Source organism: Streptomyces decoyicus (genome assembly GCF_019880305.1).
In the GTDB taxonomy this organism is placed as follows: Bacteria; Actinomycetota; Actinomycetes; order Streptomycetales; family Streptomycetaceae; genus Streptomyces; species Streptomyces decoyicus.
This window is the reverse complement of record NZ_CP082301.1, coordinates 442,229-463,659: the sequence shown is the minus strand read 5'-3', so window position 1 is coordinate 463,659 and position 21,431 is coordinate 442,229. Positions and strand designations below refer to the sequence as shown.

15 protein-coding genes and 3 pseudogenes are annotated in these 21,431 nt (G+C 69.3%); 11 read left to right on the top strand and 7 right to left on the bottom strand.

Features of this window, described 5'->3' with window-relative positions; all coding sequences use genetic code 11:
• Positions 1–468: 468 nt before the first annotated feature.
• Both K7C20_RS02070 and K7C20_RS02065 read right to left on the bottom strand, forming a co-directional pair.
• Positions 469–1,215, bottom strand: coding sequence for a right-handed parallel beta-helix repeat-containing protein (locus K7C20_RS02070; RefSeq protein WP_030076313.1), 747 nt, complete (start codon positions 1,213–1,215; stop codon positions 469–471).
• A gap of 582 nt (positions 1,216–1,797) precedes the next feature.
• Positions 1,798–2,079 (bottom strand): cupin domain-containing protein, encoded by a 282-nt coding sequence (locus K7C20_RS02065; protein WP_048828768.1) that lies wholly within the window; start codon positions 2,077–2,079, stop codon positions 1,798–1,800.
• Positions 2,080–2,719: 640 nt separating this feature from the next.
• On the opposite strand from K7C20_RS02065, the gene K7C20_RS02060 reads away from it, so the two are divergent.
• Positions 2,720–4,300, top strand: a complete 1,581-nt coding sequence (locus K7C20_RS02060; protein ID WP_030076315.1) for an alpha/beta hydrolase — start codon at positions 2,720–2,722, stop codon at positions 4,298–4,300.
• Between the two features lie 183 nt (positions 4,301–4,483).
• Here the strand turns inward: K7C20_RS02060 and K7C20_RS02055 are convergent.
• Positions 4,484–4,935, bottom strand: a pseudogene (locus tag K7C20_RS02055) (VOC family protein).
• 393 nt (positions 4,936–5,328) lie between these two features.
• On the opposite strand from K7C20_RS02055, the gene K7C20_RS02050 reads away from it, so the two are divergent.
• From K7C20_RS02050 to K7C20_RS02035, 4 genes are all read left to right on the top strand, one after another.
• Complete coding sequence (locus tag K7C20_RS02050) at positions 5,329–6,009, top strand: HdeD family acid-resistance protein (RefSeq protein ID WP_053210244.1); 681 nt, start codon at positions 5,329–5,331, stop codon at positions 6,007–6,009.
• A gap of 359 nt (positions 6,010–6,368) precedes the next feature.
• Positions 6,369–8,045 (top strand): NAD(P)/FAD-dependent oxidoreductase, encoded by a 1,677-nt coding sequence (locus K7C20_RS02045; RefSeq protein WP_030076321.1) that lies wholly within the window; start codon positions 6,369–6,371, stop codon positions 8,043–8,045.
• Positions 8,042–9,499: an ATP-binding protein gene (locus K7C20_RS02040; RefSeq protein WP_030076322.1), complete on the top strand. Its 1,458-nt coding sequence runs from the start codon at positions 8,042–8,044 to the stop codon at positions 9,497–9,499. The genes K7C20_RS02045 and K7C20_RS02040 overlap by 4 nt, the downstream gene beginning before the upstream one ends.
• Positions 9,496–9,846 carry a UBP-type zinc finger domain-containing protein gene (locus K7C20_RS02035; protein WP_030076324.1) on the top strand — a complete coding sequence of 117 codons (351 nt, stop codon included), beginning with the start codon at positions 9,496–9,498 and terminating at the stop codon, positions 9,844–9,846. Before K7C20_RS02040 ends, K7C20_RS02035 begins: the two co-directional genes overlap by 4 nt.
• A 119-nt stretch (positions 9,847–9,965) precedes the next feature.
• On the opposite strand, the gene K7C20_RS02030 is transcribed toward K7C20_RS02035, so the two are convergent.
• Complete coding sequence (locus tag K7C20_RS02030; RefSeq protein ID WP_107083512.1) at positions 9,966–11,282, bottom strand: SGNH/GDSL hydrolase family protein; 1,317 nt, start codon at positions 11,280–11,282, stop codon at positions 9,966–9,968.
• Between the two features lie 313 nt (positions 11,283–11,595).
• Between K7C20_RS02030 and K7C20_RS02025 the strand changes: the two genes are divergently transcribed.
• The 4 genes and pseudogenes from K7C20_RS02025 (at position 11,596) to K7C20_RS02010 (ending at position 14,781) form a co-directional block, all read left to right on the top strand.
• Positions 11,596–12,783 (top strand): glycosyltransferase, encoded by a 1,188-nt coding sequence (locus tag K7C20_RS02025; RefSeq protein ID WP_030076327.1) that lies wholly within the window; start codon positions 11,596–11,598, stop codon positions 12,781–12,783.
• A 308-nt stretch (positions 12,784–13,091) separates the two neighbouring features.
• Complete coding sequence (locus K7C20_RS02020) at positions 13,092–13,736, top strand: TetR/AcrR family transcriptional regulator (protein WP_078953546.1); 645 nt, start codon at positions 13,092–13,094, stop codon at positions 13,734–13,736.
• 182 nt (positions 13,737–13,918) lie between these two features.
• Positions 13,919–14,296, top strand: a pseudogene (locus K7C20_RS02015) (MFS transporter); the annotation flags it as partial.
• 71 nt (positions 14,297–14,367) lie between these two features.
• A complete protein-coding gene (locus K7C20_RS02010) occupies positions 14,368–14,781 on the top strand; it encodes a MarR family winged helix-turn-helix transcriptional regulator (RefSeq protein ID WP_245171767.1) in 414 nt (137 codons plus the stop codon).
• A 393-nt stretch (positions 14,782–15,174) separates the two neighbouring features.
• On the opposite strand, the gene K7C20_RS02000 is transcribed toward K7C20_RS02010, so the two are convergent.
• Together K7C20_RS02000 and K7C20_RS01995 are read right to left on the bottom strand one after the other, a co-directional pair.
• Positions 15,175–15,618 carry a nuclear transport factor 2 family protein gene (locus tag K7C20_RS02000; RefSeq protein ID WP_030076333.1) on the bottom strand — a complete coding sequence of 148 codons (444 nt, stop codon included), beginning with the start codon at positions 15,616–15,618 and terminating at the stop codon, positions 15,175–15,177.
• Positions 15,619–16,385: 767 nt separating this feature from the next.
• Positions 16,386–17,801, bottom strand: a complete 1,416-nt coding sequence (locus K7C20_RS01995) for a DEAD/DEAH box helicase (protein WP_030076335.1) — start codon at positions 17,799–17,801, stop codon at positions 16,386–16,388.
• A gap of 433 nt (positions 17,802–18,234) precedes the next feature.
• Here K7C20_RS01995 and K7C20_RS01990 point away from each other — a divergent pair, with 433 nt between their 5' ends.
• The gene (locus K7C20_RS01990) at positions 18,235–18,534 is read left to right on the top strand and encodes a GNAT family N-acetyltransferase (RefSeq protein WP_052414244.1); all 300 of its coding nucleotides are present in this window, start codon (positions 18,235–18,237) and stop codon (positions 18,532–18,534) included.
• A 321-nt stretch (positions 18,535–18,855) separates the two neighbouring features.
• A pseudogene (locus K7C20_RS01985) lies at positions 18,856–19,808 on the top strand (GAF domain-containing protein); the annotation flags it as partial.
• A gap of 267 nt (positions 19,809–20,075) precedes the next feature.
• Here the strand turns inward: K7C20_RS01985 and K7C20_RS01980 are convergent.
• Positions 20,076–21,122: a M4 family metallopeptidase gene (locus K7C20_RS01980; protein ID WP_078953550.1), complete on the bottom strand. Its 1,047-nt coding sequence runs from the start codon at positions 21,120–21,122 to the stop codon at positions 20,076–20,078.
• Positions 21,123–21,431 lie beyond the last annotated feature (309 nt).

Sequence of the window (21,431 nt, the reverse complement as noted above, 5' to 3'; positions counted from 1 at the left end):
GTCCCGGTGGAAGTACGGGCTGCCGGTCACCTAGGGCGTTTCGTTTGTGGATCATCGTGCGGACCAGAGGAAGAAGCCTGCGATGCGGAGCCCGGCCAGGCAGACGGTCGCGGTCTTCCCGTAACGGGTTGCGATACCTCGCCACTGCTCCAGGCGGTTGATGCGCCTTTCTGCGGTGTTGCCCTGCTTGCTCACATCGCGTGTATCGCCGGCCTGTCCGGCGGTCGGTCAGGACGAAAACCACCGGTGGATAGTGGCCGCCGGACGGCAGTGGCCCTCGGACGGCAGTGGCCCTCGGCCGCGAGAGGGATCTTTGTGGTGAGTCCGGCCGCGGACCGTCCGATGGCGGCGCGGTCGTCCGGTTCGTCGGCCGGGGCCCTTTTTCATGCCATCGATCGAGCGCTCACCGCCGTACTGCGGCGACGCGTCCGTGCACCACGGCGGACGCGTGGGCGACCGCCGACGGCCCTACAGCTTGGTGTTGCCGCCCCTGTTGACGATGCTCGCCTTCTTGCAGTTGTTCCAGGTGAGCTTGAGGCCGGTGCTGCCGCCGCCCCTGCCGCCCCACTTGATCAGCGGGAGCCGCCTGACGGAGTAGCCGGTTCCGTACTTGTTGCTTTTGAAGACGTTGCCACGACCGCAGGTTTCGCCTCTCTCCAGCCGACCCCACTCGCTGAACATGGCGTACTGGCCGGACTTGGTGAAGGTGTTCCCGCTCACCGTGTTGTTCCGGCTGCCGTCCCTGATCCGTACGGGATCGCCGGTGATCGACGAGAACTTGTTGCCGGTGATGCTGCTGCCCGAGGTCTGTACCAGGTAGACGCCGTGCATGTTCCCGCCGTTGCGCAGCCCGGAGAAGGTGTTCTTCCGGATCGCGATGTCGGAGGAGTTCTTCACGTGGACGGCGGCGTAGCCGGTGGAGCCGCTGAGGTTCTTGAACGTGTTTCCGCTGACCGTGACGTTCGAGACGTTCCTCAGCAGGATCGCGTTGGCGTGGCCGGAGAACTTCCTGCCGCTGATGGTGAAGCCGCCGGGACCGCCGTCGATGCACAGCTGGTAGCCGCCCTTGGGGCACTTGACCTGCCCCGGGTACCTGGCGGCGGTGGCACCCCAGCTCGGCTCGGTCATGCCGCCGAGCATCAGCGCGGTGCCGACGGCGGTGGTGAGGGCGGCAGTCGGTATGAGACGGCGGGGACGCGGCGTATGCATGGGCATGGGACGACTCCTGTCCGGTGGTCGGGTGGGGTGCTGGGGCGCGGCGGCCGGCCCTTCCCCCGTGCGGCCGGCCGCCGCGACAGCAACCGAGCCTGGGTGACCGGACCCTTTCCGGCAATGGCTTTCGGTGTCCGGGACAGCCGTACGGCTGTCCGGGCAGGTCAGCGGCTTGTCCGGACAGGTCCGGCCGGATAACCGGTGTGCCGCCGGGACGGGGTTGTCGGCCATGCGGGCCGGGAGGACGAGGACCTCATGGCGCTCCGGGGGCAGCGAGCCCCAGGGGCGGGCGGCGCGGACCACGACCGAGTAAGTCGCCCTACTGCGACGGCGTACGGAGCGCAGCTGGCTGACCTCCGGACGCCGGCTAGCCGCCAGGACTACAGGTTCCTCAACCGAGATCGGAGGACCGGCGCGACGGACTCAGCGATGTCCTGGACCAGACTCAGCCGGTGTGCCCCCCCGCCGGGACTCGCCGCCATCCGGTCCTGGATCAAACGCCCGGTCAAGGCCGCCTGAAGGGCCGCCTGAAGAGCCGCTTGAAGAGCCGTCTGAAGAGCCGTTACTCCTCTTGTTGTTCCACGATCACCAACGTGCCCGGCTTCCTGGACGGACTGCGTGTTCAGCTCCCGCCGCAACCATGAACAGCTCGCCCGCCTGCACCGACACCGGCATGCCCTCCACCTCCAGCTCCAGCCTGCCGTCGAGGACCAGCAGCGCCTCGGCGGCCCCATGGCTCTCCTCCTCAACCGGCAGCTCATCCATGCGCAGCACCTTCACGCAGGCTGTCCCCACCAGACCCAGCCTGCGAGAACTCCACGCCTCCGGCAGCACGGCGGCAGTCTCCGTCAGGTTGACCGCACTCATGCCACGCCCTCTTCACGGACCCGGCCGGAGCTGCCGAACGGGCCCGTACATATAGCTCAATGGATGCCTTGAAAGCTACCTGACCAGGCAACTCTTCCGGCCCCGTTGGCGGGCTGGTCGCCGACGATCGCCGACTGTTGAGCAAGGGGGGCGGGGAGGAGGCCGAGGCGCTGATCGTACGTACGGTATCGAGATCGATGTCGCGGCGGAGCTCGCCGAGCGCGCCCGGGGCCAAGGCCAAGGGGGCGGCTTCCGCGCACTGTTCAGCCGTTGTCGTCTGCGCAGCACCGTCCTCGCAAGCGTCTTCTGGGCCGCCCTCGTGCTGCTGTCCTTCGCCATCCGCACGTTCTGGACGAAGGTCTTCGAGGCCCTCCACACGGGCGGCAACGCGTTGCGGAGCTGCTGGTCTGCTCCTCACCGCGGTGGCGCGGGTGACGACGGGACGCGTGGTCGTGGCCGAGCGCCCTGGACGGCGGTGCGGGACGCTGGATACGAGCACCGTGTCCGACTCCAGGACCATATGTCCCAGCAGTCCGTCCACCCACAGTCGGACACACCGTGCCCTGCTGGGGGATTCGCCCCAACTGCCCTGTGCGCAAGGGTGAGTGCGTCCCACACGTACTGACCCGAAGGGCCCCACGTGCGAAGCAGACGAATAGCCCCCGTGCTGGCGGCGAGTGCCGTCGCGGCGCTGATTCCGGCACTCACACCGGCGACCGCCTCCGCCGCTGAGAACTCCTTACCGCAGCACCTCAAGCAGAGACCGGCATGGCACCGCTGCAACAGCGCAGCCCCGGCCTCCTTTCAGTGCGCCACCCTCAAGGTCCCGTTGGACTACAGCCGTCCGGGCGGCAAGAAGATCGACCTCGCGATATCGCGGATCAAGGCGAGCAGTCCCGCCGAACGCCGCGGCGTCCTGCTGCTCAATCCCGGGGGGCCGGGCGGCCAGGGCCTCGATATGCCACAGTCGCTGTCGGCCGAGCTCCCCAAGTCCGTGCAGAGAAAGTACGACCTCATCGGCTTCGACCCACGGGGTGTCGGCCAAAGCTCCCCCGTCAGCTGCGGCCTGACCGCCGATGAGGAGAACTGGCAGCGGCCCTACAAGGCCGCGTCGTTCGCCAAGGACGTCAAGTGGGCCCGGACCGTCGCCGACAAGTGCGACGCCAAGCAGGGCGACAAGCTGCCCCACATCACCACGCGCAACACCGCCCGTGACATGGACGTCATCCGGGCCGTGCTGGGCGAGAAGAAGATCTCCTACCTCGGGTACTCGTACGGCACCTATCTCGGAGCCGTCTACACGCAGATGTTCCCGCGGCGCAGCGACCGGATCGTACTGGACAGCGCCGTCGACCCCGCGCGGATCTGGCGGGGCATGATGCAGGTCTGGGCGGAGGGCAGCGAGCCCGCGTTCACGAGGTGGAGCAAGTGGACCGCTAAGCGGAACGCGACCTACAAGCTGGGCAACACCCCGGGCAAGGTCCGCAAGACGTTCTGGGCTCTGGTCGCCCAGGCCGACCGGAAGCCGATCGAGCTCAACGGCACCCTCCTGAACGGCGATGACATCCGCGCGGGCCGTGCCATGTTCTTCAGTGTGCGCGAGGCCGCGGAGGAAATCGTCGAGCTGAAGAAGGCCGCCGACGGCAAGGGCGCGTCCTCCACCCCTGACAGCGTGTCGCCCGAGCGACCCGCACCGCCGGCGTTCGGCCCCGGCGTGCCCTCGGACAACTACAGCGCAAGCTTCTGGGCAGTCGTCTGCTCCGACACCCGCGCCTGGCCGCGCGACCCCGAGCAGTACCGCCGCGATGCGATCCGGGACAAGGCCAAGTACCCGCTGTACGGCGACTTCGCGTCCCAGATCAAGCCGTGCGCGTTCTGGAAGAAGAACGGCAGCGAACCCGCCACCACGATCGACAACAAGGTCGGGGCACTCACCCTGCAGAACGAGTGGGACTCCCAGACACCGCTGTCCAGTGGCCTCGGCATGCACCGGGCCATGAAGGGCTCGAGGATGGTCACGGTCGCCGGGGGCGTCGGACACGGCATCTACGGTTCCAAGTCGTGCGCCGACAAGACGGCCACCGCGTACCTGACCACGGGCAAGCTCCCCGTGAAGGACGTGACCTGCCAGGCACCCGCGCCCGCACATGAGCGCAGCAGCGCCACCAAGCTGCCGCTTCCCCTGCCTCCGGGCATCCCGGGGCTGCCCGCCCGCTCCTGACCCGTTCCGCCCGCCCGCTCCTGACCCGTTCCGGACGAGGTGATGTGACGTGGGGCTTCTGCCGAGCGGAGGCCCCACGTCGTGTGGAGACCGCGTAGCCGGCGGCCGTGATCTGCCTGGGCGGGCAGCGTCGCCGGATCTGCCTGGCGGGCAGCGTCACGGGATCTGCCTGGGGAGGATGACCTACCCGGAATGGGTGTCGGTGCGGGCGAAAATACCTTCCAGCATTCCGGTGGCCTGTCCGACCTCGATCAGGTAGCCATCAGGATCACGCAGGTACAGCGGACCTCGGCACGCCGGTCGATCGGCGGAGTCAGGAACTCCGCTCCCTTTGCGCTCCATTGGGCGTAGCAGGCCTCGATGTCGGCGACCCGCAGGTTCATGAAGCTGGAGACGGTGTGCGGTTCGCTGGGCGGGACCAGCGTCACGTCGGGCTTGTCCGGGGTCGGGCCGCCACCCGGATTCATGATGAGCCAGCTGTTGGCGAGCTTCACGATGCAAGGGTTCTCGTCCAGGACGACCTGCCCGCCGAGCACCTCGCTGTAGAAGCGGCGCGAGCGCGCCACATCACGCACCGTCAGGAAGTGCGTCATCAGAAGCCCCTCACTCGGGGCTGGAATACCGTCGTTGTCCATCTCCCGCCTCTCTCCGCCGGCCGCGATACCCGGCGCGCTATCAAGGTGAGGAGCCCGACGCCGCCGAGGCGCACACCGCTCGCGGGCGGCGTACCCATTCACCGGGACGGAGAGAAGCCGAAGGTGATCGACACCTCGGCGATGGCGGCGAAGCCCGTGGCGATGCTTCCCACGTAGCGGGCCTCCGCCTTCCATGGCATCGCGCCACGGTGCCCGCTGCAACCCGTGGGCGCGCGGCCGGCGCCCGAGCGGACTTTCTGCCTGCTCGCGGGACGTATGGCCGCCGCGGCCATCGACGGGATCGTGGGGCGCCTGCCGGGCGGGACGGGGCAAGGCGGGTGACGATGGAACTGGATCCATCTGACCGTGCTCTTCCTGGAGGAGGCAGACGGCATGACATACCCCTCCGATTCCTCAGGCGCCGGCTCTCCGCACGGCACCGAGCCCCGGGATGTCGCCCCGGCCGGGGGCCTGAACGCCCTGGCGAACATGGCCTGGCAATTCCTGCTCATCATGGGCCTGGCCGCGATCGCCCTGGGCGTCCTTGTCCTGGCCTGGCCGGCGCAGACCCTGCGGGTCGTCGGTGTGCTCTTCGGCATCTACCTGCTGGCAACCGGTGTCTTTCAGCTGGCCTCTGCCTTCGGCACGCACGTCCCTCGGCATCTGCGGGTGTTGCATTTCGTCGCGGGCGCGCTGTTCATCCTGCTGGGCCTGGTCTGCTTCCGCGGCACCCTGCAATCGATTCTGTTGCTCGCGCTGTGGATCGGCTTCGGCTGGCTGCTACGCGGCATCATGGTGACCGCCACGGCAGCCTCCGCCGAGGACATCCCGGCGCGCGGCTGGCAGATCTTCTCGGGAATCATCACCACTCTGGCCGGCATCGTGCTGATCGTGTCGCCGTTCAGCTCCATCGCCGCGCTGGCCTTGGTGGTGGGCATCATGGCCATCGTCGTGGGCGCTGTCGAGGTCTTCCACGCCATCAAGATGCGCGTCGAACTCGGCCGCCTCACCCAGGGAACCGCCGCCCCCAAACGGCGGCCCATGTTCCACTCCCGGCCCCACCCCCAGCACTGATCACGGGGCGCGGGGCGACCCGGGCAGCGAAGCGTGTCGAGTAAGTCGCGTACCGTCTGCCAACTACCGTCTTCCAACTGACGTCTGCCAACTACCGTCTGCCATCCGGCAACTGCCACCCCAGGGCGTCCGACTGCCTCGTCCGGCAGCAGCCCGGATCCGCGACCGGCCCGGAGGGGCCGGCCCGTGCCGAGGCCGGCCGGTGAGAGGTCGAGGACTGACCGCCCCCGTCATGCTCCTGATCTTGCGTAGCAAAGCTTGATATTCACACATAAAATGGGCACTGCTGGCGCACTGGCGAGCCAGACAGGCACACGAAGTCGGTGCGGAAGGATGATCGACTCGGGGACGGGATGCCTATGGATCAGGCCGCCGGTCCGGCGCGGACCGTCATCATGACCGTGGACGACGACCCGGGCGTGTCGCGTGCCGTCGCCCGTGACCTGCGGCGACGTTACGGCGCTGCGTACCGGATCGTACGCGCGGAGTCCGGCGAGTCCGCCCTGGATGCCCTGCGCGAGCTGAAGCTGCGCGGCGGCCCCGTCGCGGTGATCGTGGCCGACTACCGGATGCCGAAGATGAACGGCATCGAGTTCCTCGAGCAGGCTCTCGACATCTACCCGGGTGCCCGGCGCGTGCTGCTGACCGCGTACGCGGACACCAACGCGGCCATCGACGCGATCAACGTCGTCGACCTCGACCACTACCTTCTCAAGCCGTGGGAGCCGCCCGAGGAGAAGCTCTACCCCGTCCTCGACGATCTGCTTCAGGCCTGGCGGGCCACCGATCACCGGCCGGTGGCCGTCACCAAGGTCGTCGGGCACCGCTGGTCGGCGCGTTCGTCGGCCGTACGGGAGTTCCTGGCCCGCAACCAGGTGCCGTACCGCTGGTACTCGTCCGATGACCCGGAAGGCCGGCGGCTGCTGTGCGCGGCGGGCCAGGACGGTCTGCGGCTCCCGCTTGTGATCACTCCGGACGGCACGGCCCTCATCGAGCCCGAGGACCAGGAGCTCGCCGACCGGGTCGGCCTCGCGACGACCCCGGCCACCGACTTCTACGACCTCGTCATCATCGGCGGCGGGCCGGCCGGTTTGGGCGCGGCGGTGTACGGGGCCTCCGAGGGCCTGCGGACCGTCCTCGTGGAACGCTCCGCGACCGGTGGCCAGGCGGGCCAGAGCTCGCGCATCGAGAACTACCTCGGCTTTCCGGACGGAGTGTCCGGGGCACAGCTCACCGACCGGGCCCGACGTCAGGCGGCGAAGTTCGGTGCCGAGATACTGACCGCGCGCGAGGTCAGCGGGCTGGAGATCAATGGCGCGTCGCGCGTCGTCCGGTTCTCGGACGGTTCCGCCGTCGCCGCGCACGCCGTGATTCTCGCGACCGGCGTGTCGTACCGGCAGCTGGATGCACCCCACGTGACCGAGTTGACCGGCTGCGGAGTGTTCTACGGCTCGGCCCTGACCGAAGCGGCCGCATGCCAAGGCCATGACGTGTACATCGTCGGCGGCGCGAACTCCGCAGGCCAGGCCGCGATATACCTGGCCCGGAGTGCCAAGTCGGTCACCGTCCTGGTCCGCAGGCCGTCCTTGGCCGCTTCGATGTCGCACTACCTCGTCCAGCAGGTCGACGAGACGCCCACGATCTCTGTGCGCACCAACACGGTCGTCGACGCCGCCCACGGCTCGCGTCAGCTGGAACAGATCACCCTGCGCGACACAGCGACCGGAGACACCGAACTCGTCGACGCCCAGTGGATGTTCGTCTTCATCGGCGCGGCCCCGCTGACCGACTGGCTGGAGGGCACGGTGCTCCGGGATTCCCGCGGGTTCATCCTGACCGGCCCCGACCTGACCGCGGACGGGCGCCCGCCGGCCGACTGGGAGTTGGACCGGCCGCCCTACCACCTTGAGACCAACGTCCCGGGCGTGTTCGTGGCCGGAGACGCCCGCGCCGAATCCGCCAAGCGTGTCGCTTCCGCAGTGGGAGAAGGAGCCATGGCGGTCATGCTCGCCCACCGATATCTGGAGCAGTCATGAACGGCCGGCCGGTGCCGTGCAGCCAGGAGGAACTCGGCTCGCTGTTCCTGTTCGAGAAGCTGGCCCCCGACCAGATCGCCCTGCTCTGCCGCGAAGGCCGTGTGGAGGAGTACGAACCCGGGCCCGTGTACGGGGAGGGCGACGCCGCCACGTGCTTCTACGTGCTGCTCGAAGGGACCATCGTTCTCTCGCGCCGGATCGGGGACTACGACGTGGAGATCAACCGGAGCTCCAGCCGCGGGGTGTACGCGGGAGCCTTCCAGGCCTACCTGGGTGACCGCCTGCGGCAGGTGTACAACAGCTCCCTGCGTGTCATCGAGCCCGCACGCTTCTTCGTACTGCCGGCGGAGACCTTCGCCGCGATCATGCGTGAGTGGTTTCCCATGGCCGTGCACCTGCTGGAGGGCCTCTTCTTCGGCACCAAGAGCGCCCAGGAGGCCGTCGGCCAGCGAGAACGGCTGCTGGCTCTCGGGTCGCTGTCCGCAGGGCTGACCCATGAGCTCAACAACCCCGCCACCGCGGCCGTACGAGCCACCTCCGCGCTCCGCGAGCGGGTTGCCGGCATGCGCCACAAGCTCGGCATCATCGCGGCACGCCCGTACCGGCGCGGCAGCCTGGAGACACTCATCGACGTCCAGGAACGCACGGCCGAGCGCGTCGCCAAGGCCACCACCCTGAGCCCGCTGGAAGCCTCGGACCGGGAGGACACCCTCTCCGACTGGCTGGACGACCACGGCATCGGGGACGGATGGCAGCTCGCGCCGACCTTCGTGCAGGCCGGCCTCGACACCGACTGGCTGGACCAGATCGCCGCAACCGTCGACGCGGACACCCTCGAAGGTGCCGTGCGGTGGCTCAACTACACCGTCGAAACCGAACTGTTGATGAACGAGATCGAGGAGTCGACCAACCGTGTCTCGGCCCTCGTCACCGCGGCCAAGCAGTACTCGCAACTCGATCGAGCACCCCACCAGGTCGCCGACGTGCACGAACTGCTGGACAGCACCCTGCTGATGGTCTCCGCGAAGATCGGGCCCGACATCACCGTCGTCAAGGACTACGACCGCACCCTGCCGAAGATCCCGGCCTATCCCAGCGAGCTCAACCAGGTATGGACGAATCTGATCGACAACGCCGTCTCGGCGATGAACAGTACGGGCGCCGACGGCACGTTGACCGTACGCACCGCGCGCGACGGAGACCATCTTCTCGTCGAGTTCCGCGACACCGGCCCCGGAGTCCCCGAAGAGATCCGCGACCGCGTCTTCGACCCGTTCTTCACCACCAAACCGGTGGGTGAGGGCACAGGCCTGGGCTTGGACATCTCATGGCGCATCGTCGTCAACAAGCACCAGGGCGACCTGCGATTCCACTCCGCCCCCGGCGACACCCGCTTCCAGGTACGCCTCCCACTGGCCCCCGCCGACCCCCAACCCCCACAGGAGCCGTCATGAGTTCCCCGAACGGAATCGACCCTTCGGTCCCACCCAGCGGAGCCGGATGCGTCGAGTGCGACGCCGACGGCGGCTGGTGGTTCCACCTGCGACGCTGCGCACAGTGCGGTCACATCGGCTGTTGCGACGACTCGCCCGCCAAGCACGCGACGGCCCACGTGCGGGCCACCGGGCACCCGGTGATCCGCAGCTTCGAACCGGGCGAGAGCTGGTTCTGGAACTACGAGACCTCGGAGATGTCCGCCGCGGGCCCACACCTGGCTCCCCCCGAGAGCCACCCGGCCGATCAGCCCACCCCCGGCCCCGCGGGACGAGTCCCGAAAGACTGGGCCGACCGTTTGGGTTAGGCAGGTTTTGCCTGGCAGCCGCGTCCCGTCACTAGCGATGCAGGCGGTTTCGATCGCCGCCATGGGCCCGCCGCGTCGATTCGCTGTGTCGTATGGTCATGGCTTTGCCGGTGTGGGTGTCAGAGGGTGTCGAGGTCCACGGCTGCGGCGATGGCGTGGAAGCCGGCCTCGTTGGGGTGGAGGCCGTCTTTGAAGACGTAGCCGGGGCGCGGCAGGGTGGGATCGGCGGGGTCGGCCAGGGCCCGGTCGACGTCGAGGACCGCGTCGTAAGCACGGCCGGTGCGGATCCATTGGTTGACGGCGGCACGGACCTTCTCGCCCTGCTCGCTGTAGACGGGGAAGAGGGCGCCCTTCATGGGCAGGATGGTCGCACCGACGGCCTTGACACCGCGGGCGTGGGCGGCGCGGATCAGCTGTTTGTGGGCGTCGATGATCCGGCGTGCGGTCACGCGGGGTGCGGAGCCCATACAGGGGTCGGCCATCTCCGGGGCGCCGATGTCATTGGCGCCCAGGTGGATGATCACCGTGCGCACACCGGGGCGGTCGAGCACGTCGCGCCGGAAGCGGTCGGTGGCCTTGTCCCCGTAGCAGGGCGAGTCGTGGAGGATCCGGTTTCCGCCGATACCGGCGTTGACCACGTCCAGCGGTCGGCGGTCGGCCGCGAGGCGTTCGGCGAGCTTGTCCGTGAAGCGGTTGTCGGCGCCGGGTGTGGCACCTGTCCCGTCGATGAGCGAGTCGCCAAAGGCGACCACGGTGCCGCGCCGCGGGGAGGCGGCGCCGGACACCTCCACACCACTCAGGAAGTACCACGCGTTCGTGGACTCCTTGAACAGGTCGCCCGCCGGATCGGACAGTCGGCGTCCGGAGGCACGGTACGAGGTGGCCGTGGTGAACCGGTGGAAGGTGGCCGGACCCGTGCGGCCGGCGAAGTACAGGGTGACGGTCAGCTTCTCCAGCGGGGAGGTACTCAGGCCCTCGGCGTCGCTCACGAGCTCTCGTCCAGGGGGAATGGTGACGCCCTGGCCGCCGCCGAACGTCACCTTGCGTACGGTGCCCGGCCAGACCTGGGCGTCGCCGGCGGACCGGCCGACGGTCGCGGCAGTGATCCGCAGCGGAGTGGTGCCGTACGAGTTGGACAGCCTGATTCTCAACGCGGAGCCGCCGGTTGCGACGCGGACCACTTGGCGTACGGACTGGTCGGCGAATCCCTGCCGTGACCAGTTGGGCCCCCAGTCCTCGCTGCCCTCGACAGGCCGCTGCATGGCCGTGCCCCACGCCCCGGTCCACACCGGCCCCTCGCCGTCGCGGAGTTGCTGCCGCGCGTCCCCGTGTGCGACAGCCGTCGAGACAGCGAGCGCGGCGAGCACCGCCGCGGTGGCGGCGAACATGCCTCGTCGTCCCGTCCTCTTCAGGGGCCGCGGCTTTGCTGAACGCATCAGGTATCTCCTCGGGAAATGAGTGATGAGGAGATCTCAGCGTTCTTCGGGTCCGAGGTCACCAGGGCTGTCCCCCGAATCGGCCTTGGGGCCGGCCCTACCCATGGCCCGCTGCCTCCTTTGCCCGGCGGCAGGCCAGTGAGCGTGGGCTCGTAAGCTCGCCGGCGCGAGTGCGGGTTGCGGGGTCCTTCAGGGGGCGCGAAGGGCGAGTGATAGATTCTCAACAAGCGTTTAGTTTTCGAGAAGTCGACCGTGAAGTCCGGGGCGAGGCCCACACGTTGGCGCCCGCACCGCATCGTGGAGAGCGAGCACCATGCGCATCCTCATCACCGCACAGGCCATCTATTCGCACCTCGCGCCCCTGGTGCTGCCCGTGGCGGAGAGAGCTCAAGCGGCAGGTCATGAGGTGGCCATCGCCACGGGAGCCGGCGTTGTCCAGCACATCGAGAAGCGCGGACTCACCGCGTTGACGTTGCCCCATATGCAGTCGATGGGGGAAGCACTCCAGGGCGGTGCGCTCCGGCCCCCTCCGGAGATGGCGAAGGTCGGCTCCGTGACCGTCGAGCTGGCGCCGGAATTCTTCGCCGCGGCCTTCGTCGGGCACCTTGCCGAGGCCAGCACTCCCGACCTCCTGGAAGTGGCGAAGAGCTGGCAGCCGGACCTGATCCTCCACGAGTCGACCGAGTACGGCGGCTATCTGGCGGCGGAATGCCTCGGCATTCCGCACGGCGCTCTGGACATCGCGCCGATGGCGCCCTACGCCCACCCCGCCGTGACGGAGGAGCTCAACCGCCGGCGGGGCAAGCTCGGCCTGGCGCCGGTCAGCGACGCCTGGCACCCGTTCCGCGACTTCCGCGCCGGAGTCGTTCCGGAGGACTTCTACCCCACGGACAACCGACTGCCCGGCGCCCGCTACTACCAGGTCCCCACCCAGACGGCACAGGGCGGCCTCGACCCGGACATCGCCCAACTCCCCACGGAGCGGCCCCTGGTCCTCGCCACCCTCGGGTCGAACGCGCCCCGGCTCCCCGGAGGCGCCCGTGCCCTGCTGGAGGTCATCGTGGAGGCACTCGGAGAGCTGCCGGTCACCGGTGTCGTGGCACTGGGGGCGGACCGCGACCCGCGGCAGTGGGACGGGCCGCGCCCCGACAACGTCCATCTGACGTCGTTCGTCCAGCAGGAACTGCTGCTCCGGTCCAGCGACCTGTTCATCACGCATGCTGGTTTCAACGGGACCCGGGAAGCGCTGGCAGCCGGAGTCCCCATGGTGGCGGTGCCGTTGTTCGCCGAGCAGTCCCACAATGCGGGCCGGCTCCATCAGTTGGGCCTCGGGACCCGGATAGACGTCCAGGACGTCACCCGCGATTCGCTCGCCGCGGCGGCGCGCAACGTACTGGAGGACCGCTCCTACCGGTCCCGCGCCCAAGGATTCCAGCGCCGGTCCCACGCTCTGCCGGACCTCGACCGGCTGGTGGAGGATGCCGCGGCGCTGGCCGCCTGAGCCGGACGGCTCTCGTCCGCGCATCACCACGGTGACGGTTCCGCCCCGAACCGTTCCCGTCTCGCTCCGGCCGTTGCGACTCCACCGGCCGGGGCGCAGCGGTGGTGCGGACCGTCACCCCCGTGCCACGGCGCCGGTCCCTTCCCGTGCCACGGCGCCGGCCCCCTCCCGTGCCACGGCGCCGGCTCTTCCTCATGTGCCGGCGTCGGCCGCTCCCCCCGGAGCTTTTCGATCTGCCGTCTCCAAGGTGTCGGCGCCGCCCGGAGGTGCTTGTAGCATCAGGGCCGGCACCGGAAAGGGGACCGACTTTGACCTGCGCCGATGCAGCGACGAATGCGCCGGGACAGGCCGCGCTGCGGAAATCCGATTCAGCGGACCCGGCCGAGGAAGCAGCCCTTCCGGAGCGCAAAGGCGAGCGCACACGTCGGCGCATCCTGGCGGCCGCACGGCGGAAGTTCGCCGAAGTCGGCTACGAGCGTGCCACCATCCGCGCCATTGCGACCGAAGCCGATGTCGACAAGTCCTCCGTGATCCAGTACTTCGGCAGCAAACAGGACCTGTTCCGCGAGGCCGTCCACTGGCAGATCCCCCACGACGAACTCACCACCAGCGACCCCGGCCACACGGTGGAGAACCGCCTGCGCGGCATGCTGGACACCTGGGCCGCGGATCCGGACGGCCCCATGGCGGTGCTCCTGCGGACCAGCATGACGAGCGACGAAGCGGCAGAGCTGCTGCGCCGGCATGTCACCGTCGAGGTCACCGATCACATCGCTGCCACCATCGATGCCCCCGACGCGCGACTGCGTGCCGCGCTGTTCAGCGCGATCATGATGGGTCTCGCCGCCCAGCGCTATCTGCTGCACATGCCCGACCTGGCCGACGCAGAGGTGGAGGACATCGTGCGGATCGCCACTCCCTTGCTTCGTAGCCTCGTCGCTCCGGAGGCGTGAGCTCCCTCTACCGCGGATCCGTCCTGGCCGGACTCCGGGCCGAGATAGATTGCTTGATGTCAAGCAAGTAACTATCCCGGTGGGAGTGGGTGCCCCGTGGGACGTACTGCTGCCGATTCCGGCGACCGGGCCGCTGCCGGCCCGCGGCCGCGCCGCGCAGGGCGAGGGCTACCAATGGGTGGGACACCGGCATCCGTACCCCGGCCCGGCCCGAGTAGTGGGGCAACCTCACGTTCGTGGCCGGACTGATCGCCCTGCTGGCCGGGATCACCTACGGCATCCAGCCCTACGGCGGACACACCATGGGCTGGAGCAACCCCGCCGTGCTGTCCGCGATGGCGGGCGGGGCGCTACTGCTGGCCGTCTTCTGCGTCGTCGAGACACGGGTGGCGGCGCCGATGTTCCGGCTCGGGCTCTTCCGCATCCGCGTGTTCACCGCGGGCAACCTCGCCAGGCTGCTCGCCTCGCTCGGCCGCGGCGGCCTGATGTTCCTCCTGATCATCTGGCTTCAGGGGATCTGGCTGCCCCGGCACGGCTACGGCTTCCCCGAGACCCCGATCCCGGCCCCGTCACCGAGCAGCCGCCGCCATCCCGGGCCGAACCGGCGGAGCCGGCCGGGCGGCTGCGTGCCGTGATCCAGCAACTGCTGCCGCTGCTCCGCGGCCTGAGCCGGCACCGTGATCTCACCCCCAGCCGGACGGCCGCCCTCGCGGCACTCGCCGCCCACGGTCCGCTGCGGGTCGGCGAACTCGCCGCACGGATGAATTTCGCCCTGTCCACCACCTCGCGCATGGTGGATCTGCTGGACAACTGTGGCTGGATCGCGCGCCGTCCCGACCCCGCGGACCAGCGCGCCAGCCTGATCAGCCTCAGCGACGACGGGTTGGCGCTGCTGCGCACCGTACGCAGGGAGACCACCGGCCTGTTCTCCGAAAAGATCGCCCAATTGGCCTCCTACCGGCAGCAGTTGCTCTACGAGGCGCTCCCCGCGCTGGAAGAGCTAGTCGCATGGGAGAAGCCGCCGGCCGCCGCGCAGCCACGGTGATCAACAGCATTCTCGTCCGGCAGCGAACCGATATGCCATGGCGAGACGTGCCAGCGCGTTGGGGAAGTGGAAGACGGTGCACCAAGGCATCGTCGGTGGTCGGCGGACGGGATGTGAGGAAGGATCCTGCGGGCCCTCCCAGCCGAAGCAGATGCGGAAGGCCAGATCGACTGGAGCATGGTCGAGGAAGCCGTCCAGTGCCGTGGCGAGCGCAGCGCCAGCGCCCGGCCATATCGGTCGGCAGGGAGGCGTGCCGACTCGGCGTCGACCACTGACGACCGTGGCCCCGCCCGACTCGGCGGGGCCACCGTGCGTCACTCACCCGATGCTGACCGAACCTGAATCGAGGGCCCGCCGGTAGCAGTGAGGTGGGAACTGGGGAGGTCGGGGGACTCAGGAAGTGGTGCACGCCTCGGCGATCGACACGCTGTTCTCGTAGAGGTGGTGCCGGGTGATCCGGCCCTCCTCGACGGTGAGGCGCAACGCGAAGGGACCCTCGAAGGACTTGCCCGTCGCGCGCACGGTCCCCGAGAGGTGCCCCATCAGGACGGCGTCGGTGCCGTCCACGAGGAACGCGTCGACGGAGGCCCGCGCGTCCTCGGCCACCGTGTGCTCGGCCAACTCCGTGACCTGGGCGGCGCATTCGGCGCCGGTGGAGCGCGGCCGGATCCACGGGACAGCGGGGTTCTCGGCGAGCAGCCAGTCGACGTCGTCCGCGAAGAGCGCGACAAGCCGCTCGACGTCCCCGGCCATCCGGGCGGCGAGGAACTCCTGGACGACGTGGCGAGTGGTGTCCACGACAGAACTCGCGGTGGTGCCGGGCGACTTGACGGGCATGATGCGCTCCTCGGGCCTGCGGTGCCGGGACCCTCGTCGGGGTTCTGGTTGATGTGCACCACGCTGCCGCAGCGGGGGAGTGCGGTCCATTACGTCAGGGGTAATGGCCAGGGGCTCGTTGCTGCAGGCGGCTGTGTGGGCCGCACTGTCCGCACGGGCATCGAGTCCACCACCACTACTGGGCCGGCACCGCGGGGTCGTCGAGCGAACGGTCTCCCGGCAGACCGCATGCCGAAGCGTCGTTCCCCGAGTGCGCCGAGTGAGTTTCCGCGACGTTTTGGTCCCTCGCGGCCCGACTCCGCCGGGAGCGGTGCGGCTCTTGGTGCGGGCAAGTCACGTGCCCGGAACTCACGTGCCCTGCGTGCCGTACCAGCGCCACTCGGTGAGTCGTGGCCGTGGCCATCGGCGGCTTCGCGAGTCCGAACCTCGCGGCGTAGGCGAACAGGTCATCGGCCAGATGCTGGAGCGTCTCCCAACACGTCCAGTCGAGCGTTCCCGCTTGGCTTCCCAGGCCTGGGGATCTGCATCCCTCAGGGCCTGGAAGGGCCAGAGGGACGACCCGGCGCACGTCCTCGCCGTTGACGGAACGGGCGGACCGCCTCACCCACCGACCTGTCCCCTCCACTACGTATCCACACTGGGCGCTCCTACAGTCGCCGCGACATCGGCCCGACCGAGGTCGACGAGCTCACAACCGCCCTCACGCACACCGCAGGCTCGCCCGGCAAGTGGATGCCACACATGCGGCTTATCAGTGGCAGCGGCTCTCAGTTGCCGCGGCGCACCCGGGCCGCCTTGCGGGCCTCGGCGAGCTTGCGGGCCTCGCTGGCCTTGCGGGACTTGCCGCCGGTGCCGCGGGAGGTGTCCTTGCTGGTGCCCAGGCCGCGGAAGGGGGTGTTGGCGTTCTTGGCCCGGGGCGTGGCGGGCGCACCGTCGAGGGGGGTGCCGGAGGGAGCCTTGGCCCCGGTGATCCGGCTCAGCTCCGCCTCACCCGAGCGCACCTTGGTGATCGTCGGCTCGATGCCGGCCCCGGCTGTCAGCCGGCTCATCTCGCGGCGCTGGCTCGACAGCACCAGCGTGATGACGCTGCCGGACTCACCGGCCCGGGCAGTGCGGCCCGCGCGGTGCAAATAGTCCTTGGGGTCGGTGGGCGGGTCGACGTTCACCACGAGATCGAGGTCGTCGATGTGCAGACCACGGGCCGCGACATTGGTCGCCACCAGGACGGTGATCTGGCCGTTCTTGAACTGTGCAAGGGTCCGGGTGCGCTGCGGCTGGGACTTGCCGCTGTGCAGGGCCGCGGCGTGCACTCCGCTGGCCCGCAGATGCCGGGTGAGCTGGTCGACGGCGTGCTTGGTGTCCAGGAACAGCAGTACCCGGCCGTCGCGGGCGGCGATCTCCGTCGTGACGGCGTACCGGTCGGGGCCGTGGACGACCAGCACATGGTGGTCCATCGTCGTGACCGCGCCCGCGGACGGGTCGACCGAGTGGACGACGGGGTCGTGGAGGTAGCGGCGGACCAGGTGATCGACGTCCTGGTCCAGGGTGGCCGAGAACAGCATCCGCTGGCCGTCGCGGTGCACCTGGTCGAGGACCTCGGTGACTTGCGGCAGGAAGCCCAGGTCGCACATCTGATCGGCCTCGTCGAGCACGGTGATCCGTACCCGTCCCAGGCGGCAGGCCTTGCGCTCGATGAGATCGTGCAGGCGGCCAGGGGTGGCGACGACGACCTCGGCCCCGTCGCGCAGCGCGGCGACCTGCCGGCCGATCGACATGCCGCCGACGACCGTGGCCATCCGCAGCCGGAGCGCCTCGGCATACGGCGTGAGCGCCTCGGACACCTGTTGGGCCAGCTCCCGGGTAGGCGCCAGGATCAGGGCGAGAGGCTGCTTCGGCTCCGCGCGCCGCCCGGCCGTCCGTGCGAGTAGCGGCAGCCCGAAGGCGAGCGTCTTGCCCGATCCCGTACGCCCGCGCCCCAGGACGTCGCGTCCGGCGAGGGCGTTGGGCAGCGTGGCTGCCTGGATCGGGAAGGGCTCGTGCACACCGAGCTCGGTGAGCGTTCGCAGCACCTCGGGCGGCAGGTCCAGGTCGGCGAAGGAGGCGACCGGGGACCCCGTGGGGGTGGGGGGCACTGGCCGGGCGAGGTTGCCGTGCGAGGTGCCGAGGCGGTCCGGGTGGTTCATGAAGAGCCTTCCGCATGGGGAACGTACCGAGGAAGGCCCGGCAGGAATGAGCAGCCGACGAACAAGGGGAACGGCACGGACGAAGGCGCCAGCCGTCACAGTCGTCACAGCAGTCAAAGCATTTGAGGCTAACACGAAGTAACAGTTCGGCCTGGTGCTGTGGTGCTGCTCGCCCGACTGCTTCGGTGACGTGCTAAGCACGGAGCGTCATGTCCGACGTGTCCCCCCAGCCGCGCTCCCTGCGCGGTGGTCGTCCCGCGTCCGATCGCCTGGATGCCGACCATGTCCCACGACGGCAGGCCAATCTCGCACCTGCGAAGCTCCGAGGAAGATGCCATGGGCCCGGTGACGTAAGCGCAGGTCAGAGAGATCCCGCAAGGGCCGGTACCGGCGCCGAGATGCTGGGGGGCTGTGGTCGGGTAGCCGGGTCACCTTGAAAGGGCCGGTCAGCCTCGGCGGCGCCCAGCGCCAGAACCCGGGCTTCTGGAACCTCTACTACCGACTGGCTCATGACTCTTGGGGCTACGGATACGCCACCGAGATCTCGCGCGCCGCCATCCGCATCGCGGGGCAGCACAGCCCAGAGCTGCCCGTGGTCGCCTGGATCCACGCGCACAACACCGGCTCCCGAGCGGTTGCCGAGCGGCTCGGCCTCCGCGACTACGGCCTGCGGCCGGAGCCAGGCAAGGGCGAGCCGATGCACGCCTATGCCGACCGTGACCTGACGTTCTGACGACGCTCTGACGCTCGGACGACGCTCTGACGCTCTGACCACCTGACGACCTGGCGCATCCGCAGGACCGTCGGTCCGCCGATGAGGAAGAAGGCGAACGTCGAGACCAGGCAGAGCGTGCCGGTCTGCCGGTGGTCGGTGGTTCGTCCGCCAGGACGGTACCGCGGCCCCAGGGCCGAACAGCCCTTCTCCGCCCCGGCGACCGGCCCTCGGCGGGGGGACAGCCGGCCCCCGCCGCAGCGCCCTTCCGATGGCCGGCCGGCACCGGTGCCCGCCGGTGCTGCCGCGCTGATCGCGTAGGCTGCCGAGCAGACGTACGGGATCTTTGGAGCAGCGCGGTCATGTCCGAGTCGCAGCAGTACGCACCGGCCGTGAGCGGTCCGCACGGGCCGCAGCTCCACGAGCCGGACCGGGTGCGCGGCCTGCTCGACGCCGTGATGAGCCTGGGGCGGGGGCTTGAACTCCCGCAGGTGCTCAAGGGCATCGTGGAGGCCGCGGTCACCCTCACCGACGCGGAGTACGGGGCGCTCGGCGTGGTCGGGGAGGGGCAGCTGTCGCAGTTCCTGCCCGTCGGGATGTCCGACGAGCTCATCGGGCTGATCGGCCGGACGCCGTGCGGTCGCGGCATTCTCGGGGAGTTGATCCGCAACCCGGAGCCGCTGCGGCTCACCGACCTGACCAAGCATCCGCACAGCTTCGGCTTTCCGGCCAACCATCCTCCGATGCGGACCTTCCTCGGGGTGCCGGTACGGGTCCGCGACGAGGTGTTCGGCAACCTCTACCTCACCGAGAAGCGCGGCGGCGGCTCGTTCGACGCGGACGACGAGGCTGTGTTGACCACGTTGTCCATCGCGGCGGGAGTGGCGATCGACAACGCCCGCATGTACCACGAGAGCCGCCGCCGCGAACGGTGGTTGGAGGCGCTGGGCGAGATCACCCGCAGCCTGCTGTCCGGTACCGAAGCCGACGAAGTGCTACAGCTGATCGCACAGCGCGCGCAGGAGGTCGCCGGCGCGGACTGCGCGGCGGTCCTGCTGCCGGTGCCCTCGTCCACGGACCAGCTGACGGTGGCGGTGGCGTGCGGCACGGGCGCGAGCCGGATCCTGGGGCTGCGGGTGCCCGCAACCGGCATGTCGACGGACCATATCCGCCACGACCCGGTGCCGGGCCCACTGACCCCGGCGGCCGGCCGCGGGGAAGCTGACGGACCCGGGCCTGCATGTGTGGGAGGACTGGTTGACGGAGTGCCCCTCGACCTCAAGTGCGGGCGCGAGGTGTGGTCCGGCGCGTGGAACAACGACGGCTGAGCGCCTGCTGAGCTGTTCGCGAAGAGCCGGATCCAAGAGCGGATGACGGCATCGGCGAGCGGGAAAGGGGAGTCACGGCCGGGCCCGCCGACGCCTTCGCACTCGGTCGCCTGGGGGCCGACCCGCCGCCTCGCGACGCTGACCCCGCGCCGGCAGCTCGGTGCGGGCAGCGCCTGGCCGTACTCCCCGAACGGTATGGGGACGGCCAGGGCGGTGCGTGCTGCGGGAGGCGGGCTACTTCACGTTGACCGCGGTCCAGGCTTTCTGGACGGCCTTGTACTCGGGGCCGGCGTTGCCGTAGAGGGCGGCGGTGGTCTTCAGCGTGCCGGCCCGGGCGTTCTTGTAGTCGGTGGTCGAGGTGAACCGGGTGGTCAGGGCCTTGTACCAGATCTTTGCGGCTTTCTCGCGGCCGATACCGGTGACCTTCGAGCCGTCGTAGGTGGGGCTGTCGTAGGCCACGCCGTTGATGACCTTCTTGCCGCTGCCCTCGGCCAGCAGATAGAAGAAGTGATTGGCCACCCCTGCCGCGTGGTGGGCACTGTCGAGACGACCGCTGCCGGGCTTCCAGTAGTCCGGGGACTTGCCGTCCTTGGAAGGCCTGTCCATGTAGCGCATCGGCTTGCCGTCACCATGAGAATTGACCTTCTCGCCGATGAGGTAGTCAGGGGTGTCGGCGGCGAGGTTGGCGTGGAACTCCACCATCGTGCCGAAGATGTCGCAGGTGGCCTCGTTCAGACCGCGGAATTCGTCGCCCGTCCTGGCAAACCCGACGGTCGACTCGACGACGCCGTGAGTGAACTCGTGAGCCACGATGTCGAGTTCGGTCATCGGGCGCTTGTCGTCCTTGCCGTCGCCGAACCAGAGGCCGTAGTCGTATTCGGCCTCAGTGCGGCCCTTGCCGTAGTGGACGATCGTCGAGGGGCCCTGGCCGTTGCCCCGCATGCCCTTGCGGCCAAAGGTGTTCTGGTAGTAATCCCAGGTCTTTCCGGCAGCGAAGTAGGCGTCGACGGCGGCCGACTGGCGGCTGCTCACGGTGCCGTTGCCCCACACGTTGTCGCGGTCGGTGAACCGCTTGCCCGCCGATTCCTCCCGGTTGTCGCGGTTGCCGAAGTCGACGGTCGTCAGGCCGCCGCGGGTGGGGTCGGTGAGCTCGTACCTGCCGTTGCGCAGCCGGGTGGTGATTTTGACCTTGCCGACGTACACGCCGTTGCCGGTACCGATGCGGGCCTCAGCAGACCGTGCGGCCTTCGTGGCACTCGTGGTGCCCTTCGGCGCTGTCATGGCATCCGACGCCGAGGTGCCTTCGACGCGCTGACCGGCATCCTCCCGCGCCGGCGATATCGCCTCGGCGTTACTGCGTCCACCGGGTGCCGAAGCATTGCTGCTCGTCCCGGCGGAGGCCGAGACCGGTTGCACGGCGGCGGCCATCACCACTGCTGCGGCGCCCGCCGTAACTCCCCGGGCCAACTTCCTGCGCACTGTTCCTCCTTCTTGTTCCGTACCTGTGATCCGGTGGTGCGCGGTCGAACGTCGGTATAGCCAAGCGCGGTGGGCAGTGCGGTCAGGGGCAGGCGGGTGAGTGGGGCGGGG

Coding starts and splice junctions, on each gene's coding strand:
- K7C20_RS02025 (WP_030076327.1), top strand. CDS start 11,596: ATGCGCATCCTCATCACCGCACAGGCCATCTATTCGCACCTCGCGCCC.
- K7C20_RS01995 (WP_030076335.1), bottom strand. CDS start 17,801: ATGAACCACCCGGACCGCCTCGGCACCTCGCACGGCAACCTCGCCCGG.
- K7C20_RS02045 (WP_030076321.1), top strand. CDS start 6,369: ATGGATCAGGCCGCCGGTCCGGCGCGGACCGTCATCATGACCGTGGAC.
- K7C20_RS02040 (WP_030076322.1), top strand. CDS start 8,042: ATGAACGGCCGGCCGGTGCCGTGCAGCCAGGAGGAACTCGGCTCGCTG.
- K7C20_RS02000 (WP_030076333.1), bottom strand. CDS start 15,618: ATGCCCGTCAAGTCGCCCGGCACCACCGCGAGTTCTGTCGTGGACACC.
- K7C20_RS02065 (WP_048828768.1), bottom strand. CDS start 2,079: ATGAGTGCGGTCAACCTGACGGAGACTGCCGCCGTGCTGCCGGAGGCG.
- K7C20_RS02070 (WP_030076313.1), bottom strand. CDS start 1,215: ATGCCCATGCATACGCCGCGTCCCCGCCGTCTCATACCGACTGCCGCC.
- K7C20_RS02035 (WP_030076324.1), top strand. CDS start 9,496: ATGAGTTCCCCGAACGGAATCGACCCTTCGGTCCCACCCAGCGGAGCC.
- K7C20_RS02050 (WP_053210244.1), top strand. CDS start 5,329: ATGACATACCCCTCCGATTCCTCAGGCGCCGGCTCTCCGCACGGCACC.
- K7C20_RS02030 (WP_107083512.1), bottom strand. CDS start 11,282: ATGCGTTCAGCAAAGCCGCGGCCCCTGAAGAGGACGGGACGACGAGGC.
- K7C20_RS01980 (WP_078953550.1), bottom strand. CDS start 21,122: ATGACAGCGCCGAAGGGCACCACGAGTGCCACGAAGGCCGCACGGTCT.